13 protein-coding genes are annotated in these 12508 nt (G+C 60.7%); 10 read left to right on the forward strand and 3 right to left on the reverse strand.

The features are described from left to right. Nucleotides 1-32 precede the first annotated feature (32 nt). Nucleotides 33-2249: a YgiQ family radical SAM protein gene (locus ACL2XG_RS20510; protein WP_413721411.1), complete on the forward strand. Its 2217-nt coding sequence runs from the start codon at nucleotides 33-35 to the stop codon at nucleotides 2247-2249. On the opposite strand, the gene ACL2XG_RS20515 is transcribed toward ACL2XG_RS20510, so the two are convergent. Continuing rightward, nucleotides 2167-2775, reverse strand: coding sequence for an HD domain-containing protein (locus tag ACL2XG_RS20515; RefSeq protein WP_413721410.1), 609 nt, complete (start codon nucleotides 2773-2775; stop codon nucleotides 2167-2169). The genes ACL2XG_RS20510 and ACL2XG_RS20515 overlap by 83 nt on opposite strands. 246 nt (nucleotides 2776-3021) lie before the next feature. Here ACL2XG_RS20515 and trhA point away from each other — a divergent pair, with 246 nt between their 5' ends. Further along, nucleotides 3022-3669, forward strand: coding sequence for a PAQR family membrane homeostasis protein TrhA (trhA, locus tag ACL2XG_RS20520; protein WP_413721409.1), 648 nt, complete (start codon nucleotides 3022-3024; stop codon nucleotides 3667-3669). A 123-nt stretch (nucleotides 3670-3792) separates the two neighbouring features. Here trhA and ygfZ read toward each other — a convergent pair whose 3' ends face one another. Next, entirely contained in the window at nucleotides 3793-4776 is a 984-nt protein-coding gene (gene ygfZ, locus ACL2XG_RS20525; RefSeq protein WP_413721408.1) for a tRNA-modifying protein YgfZ, read from the reverse strand. On the opposite strand from ygfZ, the gene ACL2XG_RS20530 reads away from it, so the two are divergent. From ACL2XG_RS20530 to ACL2XG_RS20540, 3 genes are all read left to right on the forward strand, one after another. Beyond that, nucleotides 4775-4930 (forward strand): hypothetical protein, encoded by a 156-nt coding sequence (locus ACL2XG_RS20530; protein WP_410013610.1) that lies wholly within the window; start codon nucleotides 4775-4777, stop codon nucleotides 4928-4930. The two genes, ygfZ and ACL2XG_RS20530, sit on opposite strands and share 2 nt — an antisense overlap. 63 nt (nucleotides 4931-4993) lie before the next feature. Next, nucleotides 4994-5260, forward strand: a complete 267-nt coding sequence (gene sdhE / locus ACL2XG_RS20535) for an FAD assembly factor SdhE (RefSeq protein ID WP_410013611.1) — start codon at nucleotides 4994-4996, stop codon at nucleotides 5258-5260. Then, entirely contained in the window at nucleotides 5241-5660 is a 420-nt protein-coding gene (locus tag ACL2XG_RS20540; protein ID WP_410013612.1) for a protein YgfX, read from the forward strand. Before sdhE ends, ACL2XG_RS20540 begins: the two co-directional genes overlap by 20 nt. A gap of 31 nt (nucleotides 5661-5691) precedes the next feature. Here ACL2XG_RS20540 and fldB read toward each other — a convergent pair whose 3' ends face one another. After that, nucleotides 5692-6210, reverse strand: a complete 519-nt coding sequence (gene fldB / locus ACL2XG_RS20545) for a flavodoxin FldB (protein ID WP_413721407.1) — start codon at nucleotides 6208-6210, stop codon at nucleotides 5692-5694. Nucleotides 6211-6309: 99 nt separating this feature from the next. Between fldB and xerD the strand changes: the two genes are divergently transcribed. The 5 genes from xerD (at nucleotide 6310) to lysS (ending at nucleotide 12464) form a co-directional block, all read left to right on the forward strand. Further along, entirely contained in the window at nucleotides 6310-7224 is a 915-nt protein-coding gene (xerD, locus tag ACL2XG_RS20550; protein WP_410013614.1) for a site-specific tyrosine recombinase XerD, read from the forward strand. Between the two features lie 79 nt (nucleotides 7225-7303). Then, on the forward strand, nucleotides 7304-8008 hold the full coding sequence (gene dsbC, locus ACL2XG_RS20555) for a bifunctional protein-disulfide isomerase/oxidoreductase DsbC (RefSeq protein ID WP_410013615.1): 705 nt from the start codon (nucleotides 7304-7306) through the stop codon (nucleotides 8006-8008). Nucleotides 8009-8013: 5 nt separating this feature from the next. Then, nucleotides 8014-9750 (forward strand): single-stranded-DNA-specific exonuclease RecJ, encoded by a 1737-nt coding sequence (gene recJ / locus ACL2XG_RS20560; protein ID WP_413721406.1) that lies wholly within the window; start codon nucleotides 8014-8016, stop codon nucleotides 9748-9750. An 85-nt stretch (nucleotides 9751-9835) separates the two neighbouring features. After that, nucleotides 9836-10934, forward strand: a protein-coding gene (prfB, locus tag ACL2XG_RS20565) for a peptide chain release factor 2 (protein WP_410013617.1) whose coding sequence is annotated in 2 segments (ribosomal slippage) — nucleotides 9836-9910 and nucleotides 9912-10934 — 1098 coding nt in all. Because the reading frame shifts where the segments join, the coding sequence is not laid out codon by codon here. Nucleotides 10935-10943: 9 nt separating this feature from the next. After that, entirely contained in the window at nucleotides 10944-12464 is a 1521-nt protein-coding gene (gene lysS / locus ACL2XG_RS20570; protein WP_413721405.1) for a lysine--tRNA ligase, read from the forward strand. Nucleotides 12465-12508: the final 44 nt, after the last annotated feature.

The following is a 12508-nucleotide window of genomic DNA, read 5'->3' on the forward strand; positions in this document are numbered from 1 at the left end:
CCCGGCGAATTAACCAGATAAAGAGTGCTTGTATGGCGTCCACCAGCCTGATCCAACCCGAACGCGGCCTGTTTTCCTATCCTCCTTATTGGGCGGAATGTTACGGCATCGCGCCGTTTTTGCCGATGTCGCGCGCCGAAATGGATCAATTGGGGTGGGACAGCTGCGATGTGGTGATAATCAGCGGCGACGCCTATGTCGATCATCCCAGCTTCGGCATGGCGATTATCGGCCGCATGCTGGAATCCCAGGGGTTTCGCGTCGGCATCATTGCCCAGCCGGACTGGACCAGCAAGGACGACTTTATGCGCCTGGGGCGGCCGAACCTGTTTTTTGGCGTCACCGCCGGCAATATGGATTCGATGATCAACCGCTATACCGCCGACCGCAAGCTGCGCCATGACGACGCCTACACCCCCGGCAACGTCGGCGGCAAGCGTCCGGACCGCGCCACCATGGCCTATAGCCAGCGCTGCAAGGAAGCTTACAAAGAGGTGCCGGTGATCCTCGGCGGCATTGAGGCCAGCCTGCGGCGCATCGCCCATTACGATTATTGGTCCGATACCGTGCGCCGCTCGGTGCTGGTGGATTCGAAAGCCGATATGCTGATCTACGGCAACGGCGAGCGGCCGCTGGTGGAGCTGGCCCATCGGCTGGCGGCGGGGGAGGCGATCGGCGCCATCAACGATGTGCGCAATACCGCCATTATGCGCCGGGAGCCGCTGCCCGGCTGGAGCGGGGTGGATTCCACCCGCCTGGACCAGCCTGGGCGCATCGAACCGATCCTTAATCCCTATGGCGACGACCTGCCCTGTGCCGACGGCGCGGCGCCGGCTCCGCAGGCCGGATCGGTAACGGTGCGCGCCGCCAAACCCAAGCCGTGGGAAAAAACCTACGTGCTGCTGCCTTCGTTCGAAAAAGTCAAAGGCGATAAGGTGATGTATGCCCATGCCTCGCGCATCCTGCATCACGAAACCAACCCCGGCTGCGCGCGGGCGCTGATGCAAAAACACGGCGATCGTTATGTCTGGATCAATCCGCCGGCCATTCCCCTGACCACCCCGGAGATGGACCAGGTTTTCGCCCTGCCGTTCCAGCGCGTGCCGCATCCGTCCTACGGCAAGGCGGCCATCCCGGCGTATGAGATGATTCACTCGTCCATCAATATCATGCGTGGCTGCTTCGGCGGCTGCTCGTTTTGTTCGATTACCGAACATGAAGGCCGTATTATCCAAAGCCGCTCGCAAGCGTCCATCGTGCGCGAGATCGAGGCCATCCGCGATACGGTGCCGGCGTTTACCGGCGTGATTTCCGATCTGGGCGGGCCGACCGCCAATATGTATATGCTGCGCTGTAAATCGCCCCGGGCGGAACAGACCTGCCGCCGCGCCTCCTGCGTCTATCCGGAAATCTGCCCGCATATGGATACCGATCATGAGCCGACCATCTCGCTCTACCGGCGGGCGCGGGCGGTCAAAGGCATCAAAAAGGTGCTGATTGCCTCCGGCGTGCGTTACGACCTGGCGGTGGAGGATCCGCGCTATATCAAGGAACTGGCGCTGCACCATGTGGGCGGCTACCTGAAGATTGCGCCCGAGCATACCGAGGCCGGGCCCTTAGCGAAGATGATGAAGCCGGGCATGGGCAGCTACCACCGCTTTAAGGAATTGTTCGATCGCTACTCCGCCGAGGCGGGGAAAAAACAGTACCTTATTCCCTATTTTATCTCGGCGCATCCGGGCACGCGCGATGTGGATATGGTCAACCTGGCGTTATGGCTGAAGAAAAACCGTTTTCGGCTCGACCAGGTGCAGAATTTTTATCCGTCGCCGCTGGCCAGCGCCACCACCATGTATTACACCGGCAAGAATCCGCTGGCCAAGGTGGACTATAAGAGCGAAGAGGTGGTGGTGCCGCGCGGCGATCGCCAGCGCCGCTTGCATAAGGCGCTGCTGCGTTACCACGATCCGGCCAATGCCGCGCTGATCCGCGCCGCGCTGGAAGAGATGGGACTAAAGCACCTGATCGGCGGCGGGGGCGAATGCCTGGTGCCTTCCCCGGCGGCGGACGGCGGGGAACCGCGCGCCGCGCGCGGCAACGCGCGTCCCGCCCTGACCCGGCATACCGATATGGCGCGCCAGCGCGCGCCGGCGGCGTCCGGCCGGGCTACTTCAGCCAGCCGTTCTGATGGGCGGCGTCAAGATGGCGTTTCAGATGTTCCCAAAGGGCAGGGTAAACGTCGCCGATAAAGGCGTTGCGCGTCAGCACCTGCTCAAGCCGGATGCCGTTTTCCACCCAGCTTTGGCCGCGGTTATGCAGGTTCATCAGCACCGGCATCAGCCGGTCCAGCATCAGGGCAAACTGCGCGTTGGGCGTTTCGCCCGCCTCGTACTCCAGCCACAGCTGATGGAAATGCCCGCGTTGCGGCGTCGGCAGCAGGCCGAACAGCCGTTCGGCGGCCGCTTCTTCCTGGGCATGCACCGCCGCCCGCCCGACCAAATCGTAAACCAGTACGTCGCCGGCGTCGATTTCCACGATATCGTGCACCAGCGCCATCTGGATCACCCGGTTGATATCGACGTTATCGTCCGCATAGGGCGCGAGCGCCATCGCCGCGACGGCAAAATGCCAGCTGTGCTCGGCGGTATTTTCCTGACGCTGGGTGCCAAGGACCTTGGTGCGGCGCTGAATGCTTTTAAGCTTGTCGATTTCCATTAAAAAAGCGATCACTTCGGTCAGTTCGCCGAAGGCGAGTTCAGGCGTTAGTTCAGACATATCAATTTTTAACCACGCTAGCGTAAAGCGCCACATTGTAGGCCAAACCGGCGGCAATTTCGAACGCTCTCTGCACGCCGTTTCCCATCGCCGCCGGGACGATAGGGTGCGAAGCGCGCCGCCGCCGCCGCCGTCAGGGCGCGTTAACATTTTTTCAGCTTACGCGTGTACACTGGAATGGTTCTCAGCTAAGCTTGATGCGGTTGGCGAAAATGATAATGAGTTAAGATTGAGGATGTATTACGTATGGCTAATAAGCTATTAGCTCAGGGATATTCACTGGCGGAAGAGATCGCCAACAGCATCAGTCACGGCATCGGCCTGATCTTCGGTATCGTCGGCCTGGTGCTATTGCTGGTGCAGGCCGGTCATGTCGGCGCCGACGTGACGGCCATCACCAGCTACAGTTTGTACGGCGGCAGCATGATTCTGCTGTTCCTGGCCTCTACGCTCTACCACGCCATTCCCCATCCGCCGGCCAAGCGCTGGCTGAAAAAGATGGACCACTGCGCCATCTACCTGCTGATCGCGGGTACCTACACTCCGTTCCTGCTGGTGGGCCTGGCGTCGCCGCTGGCCAAGGGCCTGATGGTGGTGATCTGGAGCATGGCGCTGCTGGGCGTCGTGTTCAAACTGGCGTTTGCCCATCGTTTTGAGGTGATATCGCTTACCACCTACCTGACCATGGGCTGGCTATCGCTGGTGGTGATTTATCAGCTGGCGCAGCGCCTGCCGGTGGGCGGCCTGACGCTGCTGGCGGTGGGCGGTCTGGTCTACACTGTGGGGGTCATTTTTTACGCCTGCAACCGTATTCCGTTCAATCACGCCATCTGGCATGGGTTTGTGCTGGGCGGCAGCGTATGCCATTTCCTGGCGATTTATTTGTATATTTAATGCCGCCCGGCGGCCGCGGATAACAGGGATAACGCCGTCAAAGTCATACTACGCCCGGGGCAATGGCTATGCCGCCGGGCGCGTCGGTCACTTCCCGCTTAAAGGCGGCGGCGCCGGTTTGCTTTACTCGATTTCATAAGGCAGGGGCTGGATAGCCAGCGCGCCGGCGGCGTCGTCCTTGACCCGCAGCCGGCTATCCGCCGCCAGATCGTTATTCAGCACCGCCTGTACCCAGACGCTGCCGTCCTCCAGTTGCAGGGCGGCCAGTACCGTGCCGGTGCGGCGCCAGTTATCGCCCATTTGCAGCTCAAGGTCTTCTCCCGCCGCCGGCACGCGGCCGGCTTTACCGGCCAGCCAGTACAGCGCCCGTTTATTGGCGCCCCGGTATTTGGCGCGCGCCACCATCTCCTGCCCGGCATAGCAGCCCTTGGTAAAGCTGATGCCGCCGAGCGACTGCAGGTTGACCGCCTGGGGAATAAATTGCGCGCTGTTGACGCTGTCGATGACCGGCAACCCGGCTTCGATATTCAACGCCAGCCACTGACGGCTGTCGGTCAACTGTGCCTGTCCCTCAAGCTTGTGCAGCAGTTGCTCCAGGACGCCGGGGGTGGTGACCAGTAAAAAACGCTCCGCGGGCAGGCTGAAATGCAGGATCGACGTTTCACCGTCCTCCACCACCTGATGTTCGGCGTCGGGCAGGGCGGCAAACAGGCCGGCCAGGGCCGCGCGCGCCTGAAACCCGGCGACGCCCAGCAGCAGCGCGTCCTCGTCCGCCGTCATGACGACCTTGGAAAATACCGCGTATTTTTTCAGTTCCGCAAGCTGGGCGTCGCGCACGCTGCGCCGCTCGATATAGGCCATGCCCGCGCCGCGATGGAATATACGCATATTGCTGTACATTTTACCTTTTGCATCGCAATGCGCGCCCAGGATATGCCGATCGCGCGCCATAGCCTCCACATCGGTGGTGACCTGGCCCTGCAGGTACTTAAGGGTATCCGGCCCGGTCAGCCCGACCAGCGCCCAGTCCTCAAGCGACATCAGCGTCAGGGGCAAATGGCTGGAGGGAGAAGGTAAACGCGGCGGAAAAGGAACTTTAGGTGTCATGCAACACTCCTATCCTGTAAGACAAAACAATAGCCTAATGGTAAAAGAGTCAAGAGGCTTTGCAAGTGGTTATTTCATCGGCGCTGTGCCGAAATGTGCGATGCGTGCCGGTAAAAAATTGCCGGAACATGTCGAAATGTGTCGTTTTATGTAATGCCAACCCGTGAAACGGGTTAAACTATGCCCTGGCCGGATGGAAATGAGGTAAAAGATACAAATGGATATCGTTAATAAAGCGCGCATCCACTGGGCCTGCCGCCGCGGCATGCGCGAGCTGGATATCTCCATAATGCCGTTTTTTGAATACGACTATGACACCCTTAGCGACGATGACAAAGCCTTGTTCGTCCGCCTGCTGGAATGCGACGATCCCGATCTTTTCAATTGGCTGATGAATCATGGCGAACCCCAGGACAGCGGATTAAAAAAAATGATAACCATGATACAACAGCGAAATAAAGCCCGTGGCCCTCTGGCGATGTGACATACGGGTCTCCTGGCGCACGCAGATTTTTTCGCTGGCGGTTCATGGGATCCTGACCCTAGTGATCCTGCTGTCGCCGTGGCCGGAAAATTACGGCCTGGTCTGGGTTACGCTGATAACGCTTGTGGTGTTTGAATGCATCCGCAGCCAGAGGAATATCATGGCCTGCCGGGGAGAGCTGGTGCTGCAAAGCGACCGGCATATCCGCTGGCATCAGCAGGAATGGTCGGTCGTGGGGAAACCCTGGCTGCTTAAAGGCGGGGTGTTGCTGCGCCTGCGCCAGGTGGGGGGCAAAAAAAAGCGCCGCCTGTGGCTGGCCGCGGACTGCATGGGCCAGCGCGAGTGGCGTAGCCTGCGCCAGGCGCTGCTGCACCATGGCTCACAGGAAACGCTGGATTAACGCCGGACCGGCCTTGGCGCAATGCTGAAGGCTAAAGCAGCGCCGCCATTTCGTTCAGGATCTGCTCGCACCACAGCTGCAGGCGTTCCTCGCTTAAATCGTACTGATTCACCTCATCCAGCGCCAGGCCGACAAAATGCTCGCCGTCGGCGGCCAATGCCTTTGGACTGGTGAATTCATAACCGGCGGTGGGCCAGAAACCGATAAAGGTGGCGCCCCGCGGCGCCAGCACATCATGCAGATAACCCAGCGCGTCCAGGAACCACTCGCCGTAGCCGAGCTGATCGCCCATGCCGTACAGGGCGATAATCTTGCCCGACAGGTCCAGATCGGACAGCTGCGACCAGGATGCGTCCCAGTCTTCCTGGATTTCGCCGAAATCCCAGGTGGGGATGCCGAGGATCAGCACGTTATACTCTGCCATGCGGCTTGGCGGCACCTCTTTGATATTATGCAGGTCGACCAGATCCGGACCCAGGATATCGCGGATTTTCTCCGCCGCCATTTCGGTATAGCAGGTACTGGAGCCATAAAATAAACCGACTTTCATCTTTACTCATACTCTTGACCTTCAATCTATGTCATCAAGTGTACCAGATTCACCGCGTAATCAGGCATAATGCAGGCATGAAAAACACCGGGGGCCCAGATGCAGCAGCAGAATAACCCAGGATCGAACAACCCCTGGATCGAGCAGTTTCTCGATGCCCTGTGGCTGGAGCGCAACCTGGCCGAAAACACCCTGTCGGCCTACCGTCTCGATTTGCAGGCCCTGGCCGATTGGCTGGCCGCCCGCCAGACGGACCTGCAAACCGCCGGCGCGGCGGATTTGCAAGCGTTCCTGGCCGACCGCCTGGAGCACGGCTATAAGGCCACCAGCTCCGCCCGCCTGCTGAGCGCCATGCGGCGCTTTTTCCAGTACCTGTACCGTGAAAAAGCGCGCGACGACGACCCCAGCGCCGCGCTGGCGGCGCCGAAGCTGCCGCAGCGCCTGCCCAAGGGGCTCAGCGAGGACCAGGTCGGCGCGCTGCTCAACGCGCCGGTGCTGGACCAGCCCATCGAAGTGCGCGACAAGGCGATGCTGGAGGTGCTTTACGCCACCGGCCTGCGCGTTTCGGAGCTGGTGGGCCTGACCATGAGCGATGTCAGTCTGCGCCAGGGCGTGGTGCGGGTTACCGGCAAAGGGGACAAGGAGCGGCTGGTGCCCCTGGGCGAGGAGGCGGTATACTGGGTGGAATATTACCTGGAGCACGGCCGTCCCTGGCTGATGAACGGCCAGAGCGCCGACGTCTTGTTCCCCAGCAACCGCAGCCGGCAAATGACCCGGCAGACCTTCTGGCATCGCATCAAGCATTATGCGATCCTGGCGGGTATCGACAGCGAGCGGCTCTCCCCCCATGTTTTGCGCCATGCGTTCGCCACGCATCTGCTTAACCACGGCGCGGACCTGCGCGTGGTGCAACTGCTGCTGGGCCACAGCGACCTGTCCACCACCCAGATTTACACGCATGTCGCAACCGAACGTCTTAAACTGATTCATCAGCAGCATCATCCCCGGGCCTGACGGGGATCAACGTATTGATCACCACCTGCGTGGCATAAACCAACAAGACCCATTTAGGATCAAGAGATAAGGACTGACAATGAAACCGAGCCTGGTATTGCTTTCTTTTGCGGCGCTGTCGCTTTCCCGCCTGGCCTGCGCCGATGACGCCGCCATTACGCACTCACTGGCGCGCCTGGGGGTGCATCAAGCGGAAATCCAGCCCGCGCCGGTGGCGGGGCTGAAAACCGTGCTGACCGAAAGCGGCGTGCTGTATGTCTCCGACGACGGTAAACACGTCATCCAGGGTCCGATGTACGACGTCGGCGGCAGCCAGCCGGTCAATGTGACCAACCAGCTGCTGGGCAAACGGCTGGACGCGCTGCAAAACCAGATGATCGTCTATAAAGCGCCGCAGCAAAAACATGTCATTACCGTCTTTACCGATATCACCTGCGGCTATTGCCACAAGATGCACGAGCAGATGAAAGACTACAACGGGCTGGGCATTACCGTGCGCTACCTGGCGTTCCCGCGCCAGGGGCTCAATTCCCAGGCGGAAAAAGACATGGTCTCGGTGTGGTGCAGCGCCAACCCCAATGCCGCCTTTGATAAAGCCATGAACGGCGACCCGGTGCCCGCCGCCGCCTGCAATACCGATATCAGCAAACATTACCAGCTGGGCGTGCAATACGGCATTCAGGGCACGCCGGCGGTGCTGCTGGACAACGGCGCCATGGTGCCGGGCTATCAAAGCCCGAAGGAAATGGCGGCGATGCTCGATCAGCAGCAGGCGGGCGGCTGACGGCGGTGAAAATCAAAACCGAACTGCGCCGCCGCCCGCAGGCAAGCGCCGAAGGACTGCGCGAGATGGATATCCATCCTTTGCTGCGCCGTCTTTATGCGCAGCGCGGCGTCAAAGGCGCCGGCGAGCTGGAGCGCGGCGTCAAGGGGCTGCTGGCATATGGGCAACTGGACGGTATCGAAAGCGCGGTGGATCTGCTGGTACGCGCCCTGGCTGACGAACGCCGCCTGATGGTGGTGGGCGATTTTGACGCCGACGGCGCCACCAGCACCGCGCTGATGGTGATGGCGCTGCGGCAGATGGGCGCCGGCCATGTGGATTTCCTGGTGCCGAACCGGTTCGAGGACGGCTACGGCCTTAGCCCCGAGGTGGTGGTGCAGGCGCTGGCGCGCCGCGCCGAGGTTATCATTACGGTGGATAACGGCATCTCGTCGCATGCGGGGGTCGATCTGGCCCATCAACACGGCATCCCGGTGCTGGTGACCGACCACCACTTGCCCGGCGACACCCTGCCGGACGCCGACGCCATCGTTAATCCCAACCTGGCCGGCTGCGCTTTCCCCTCTAAATCCCTGGCCGGGGTCGGCGTGGCGTTTTACCTGATGCTGGCGCTGCGCGCCCGGCTTAACGACAGCGGCTGGTTTGCGCAAAAAAATATCCCGGTGCCCAAGCTTGCCGAACTGCTGGATCTGGTGGCGCTGGGCACCGTTGCCGACGTAGTGCCGCTGGACGCCAATAATCGCATTCTCGTGCACCAGGGCATCAGCCGCATCCGCGCCGGCCGCTGCCGTCCCGGTATCCGGGCGCTGGCGGAGGTTGCCAACCGCGATACCGCCAGGCTCAGCGCCGGCGATCTGGGTTTTGCCCTCGGGCCGCGGCTTAACGCCGCCGGCCGGCTGGACGATATGTCGGTGGGCGTGGCGCTGCTGCTGACCGACGACCTGGCGCAGGCGCGCGGGCTTGCCGGTGAACTGGACGCCCTTAACCAGACCCGGCGCGAAATCGAGCAGGGCATGGAAGTGGAGGCGCTGGCGCTGTGCGGCCAGATGGAGCTAAACCAAAACGAAATGCCCTATGGCCTGGCTATCTACCACGCCGAATGGCACCAGGGCGTGGTGGGCATCCTGGCCTCGCGTATCAAGGAGCGTTTCCACCGCCCGGTCATCGCCTTCGCCCCGGCGGGCGACGGCATCCTGAAAGGCTCGGGCCGCTCGGTGGCGGGCCTGCATATGCGCGACCTGCTCGAAAGGCTCGATACGCTGCATCCCGGCATGATCATGAAATTCGGCGGCCATGCCATGGCGGCCGGCCTGTCCCTGGACGCCTCGCAGTTTGAGCCTTTTCGCCTGCGTTTTGCCGAACTGGTCAACGAATGGCTGGATCCGGCGCTGCTTGACGGCATTATCTGGTCCGACGGCGAACTGGGCGGCGGCGAACTGTCCCTGGCCACCGCCGAAATCCTGCGCGACGGCGGCCCCTGGGGCCAGGCTTTTCCGGAACCGCTGTTCGACGGCAAATTCCGCGTGCTGCAGCAAAAGCTGGTGGGAGACAAGCACCTGAAGCTGATGGTCGAACCGGTGGCCGGCGGTCCGCTGCTGGACGGCATTGCCTTTAATGTCGATAACACCCTCTGGCCCGACAACAGCGTGCGGCTGGTGGAGCTCGCCTACAAGCTGGACGTGAACGAATATCGCGGCAACCGCACGGTGCAATTATTAATCCAGCATCTCTGGCCGCTGTAAGCGCAATATGCTACACACCGGGGTGCGGATCCGTTAGAATACCGGGCTTATATGCCTATCTTTTCTTTACGAGCTAACTGAACTCATGTTTGAAATTAATCCGGTAAAAAACCGCATCCAGGACCTGTCTGAACGGACGGAAGTTCTCAGGGGGTATCTTTGACTACGATCTCAAGCGCGAACGCCTGGAAGAAGTCAACGCCGACCTGGAACAGCCCGATGTCTGGAACGACCCCGAGCGCGCCCAGGCCTTAGGCAAGGAACGCGCCTCCCTTGAAGCCATCGTCGACACCATCGATCAGATGACCCGCGGACTGGACGACGTGTCCGGCCTGCTGGAACTGGCGGTGGAGGAAGACGACGAGGAAACCCTTAACGACACTATCGCCGAGCTCGATCAGCTGGAGGCCAAACTGGCCCAGCTGGAGTTCCGCCGCATGTTCTCGGGCGAATACGACAGCGCCAACTGCTACCTGGATATCCAGGCCGGATCCGGCGGCACCGAAGCCCAGGACTGGGCCAGCATGCTGCTGCGCATGTACCTGCGCTGGGCCGAGGCCCGCGGCTTTAAAACCGAAATTATCGAACAATCCGATGGCGAAGTGGCCGGCATTAAATCGGTCACCATCAAGGTCATCGGCGAATACGCCTTCGGCTGGCTGCGCACCGAAACCGGCGTGCACCGCCTGGTGCGCAAAAGCCCGTTCGACTCCGGCGGCCGCCGCCATACCTCGTTCAGCTCCGCCTTTGCCTACCCGGAAGTGGATGACGATATCGATATCGAAATCAATCCGGCGGATCTGCGCATCGACGTCTACCGCGCCTCCGGCGCCGGCGGCCAGCATGTAAACCGCACCGAGTCCGCGGTGCGTATTACCCATTTGCCGACCAATATCGTCACCCAGTGCCAGAACGACCGCTCGCAGCATAAAAATAAAGAACAGGCGATGAAGCAGTTAAAGGCCAAGCTGTACGAGTTTGAACTGCAGAAGAAAAATGCCGAAAAGCAGGCGCTGGAAGACACCAAGTCCGATATCGGCTGGGGTAGCCAGATCCGCTCTTACGTCCTGGACGATTCCCGTATCAAGGATTTGCGCACCGGCGTGGAAACACGCAATACGCAGGCGGTACTGGATGGCGATCTGGATAAATTTATCGAAGCAAGCCTTAAAGCCGGGCTATGAGGAACCAAGATGTCTGAATCACAATCACAGGGCGGTGCCCCGCAGGCGACGGATGTCAATAACGAACTCGCGGCGCGCCGTGAAAAACTGGCGCTGCTGCGGGCGCAGGGCAATGCTTTTCCCAACGATTTTCGCCGCGACGCCACGTCCGATACGCTGCATGCCGCCTATGACGAACACAGCAACGAACAACTACAGGAACTGGGGCTCGAGGTCAGCATCGCCGGGCGCATGATGACCCGCCGTATCATGGGCAAGGCGTCTTTTGTGACCCTGCAGGACGTCGGCGGCACCATCCAGCTGTACGTCGCCCGCGACGAACTCCCCGAGGGCCTGTATAACGACCAGTTCAAAAAATGGGACCTGGGCGATATTCTCGGCGCGCGCGGCAAAGTCTTCAAGACCAAGACCGGCGAACTGTCGATCCACTGCACCGAACTGCGCCTGCTGACCAAGGCCCTGCGCCCGCTGCCGGATAAATTCCACGGCCTGGTGGATCAGGAAAGCCGCTATCGCCAGCGCTACCTGGACCTGATCGCCAACGACGAATCCCGCCATACCTTTAAAGTGCGCTCGCAGATCATGGCGGAAATCCGCCGCTTTATGGTGGATAAAGGCTTTATGGAAGTGGAAACGCCGATGATGCAAAGCATCCCCGGCGGCGCCGCCGCCCGGCCGTTTGTTACCCACCATAATGCGCTGGATATAGATATGTTCCTGCGCATCGCGCCTGAACTGTACCTCAAGCGCCTGGTGGTCGGCGGGTTTGAACGGGTGTTCGAGATCAACCGCAACTTCCGCAACGAGGGCATTTCGCCGCGCCATAATCCCGAGTTCACCATGATGGAACTCTATATGGCCTATGCGGATTATCGCGATCTCATCGTGCTGGTGGAAGAGCTGTTCCGCACCCTGACCGAGCGGGTATTGGGCACAAGCGTCATACAGTATGGCGACCAGACCTTTGATTTCGGCAAACCCTTTACCCAGATGACCATGCGCGAAGCCATCTGCCATTACCGCCCGGAAACCGTTGCCGCCCATCTGGACAATTTGGAACAGGCCAGCGCCATCGCCGCGTCGCTCGGCATCAAGATCGAAAAAAGCTGGGGCCTGGGCCGTATCCAGACCGAGATTTTTGAAGAAACCGCCGAAAGCCACCTGATCCAGCCGACCTTTATCACCGAATACCCGGCCGAGGTCTCGCCGCTGGCGCGCCGTAACGATGAAAACCCGTTCTTCACCGACCGGTTTGAGTTCTTTATCGGCGGCCGCGAAATCGGCAACGGCTTCTCGGAGCTGAACGACGCCGAAGACCAGGCGGCGCGTTTTGCCGAACAGGCCAGCGCCAAGGATGCCGGCGACGACGAAGCCATGTTCTACGACGAGGACTACGTTATCGCCCTCGAACACGGCATGCCGCCGACGGCGGGACTGGGCGTGGGTATCGACCGCATGATGATGCTGTTTACCAACAGCCACACCATCCGCGACGTGATCCTGTTCCCGGCGCTGCGCCCGCAGAAATAACGGGCCGGTACCCCAGCCGGTCAATGACCTGGGCCGGCGGGCTT

Source organism: Sodalis sp. RH24, from assembly GCF_047324145.1.
GTDB lineage: Bacteria > Pseudomonadota > Gammaproteobacteria > Enterobacterales > Enterobacteriaceae > Acerihabitans.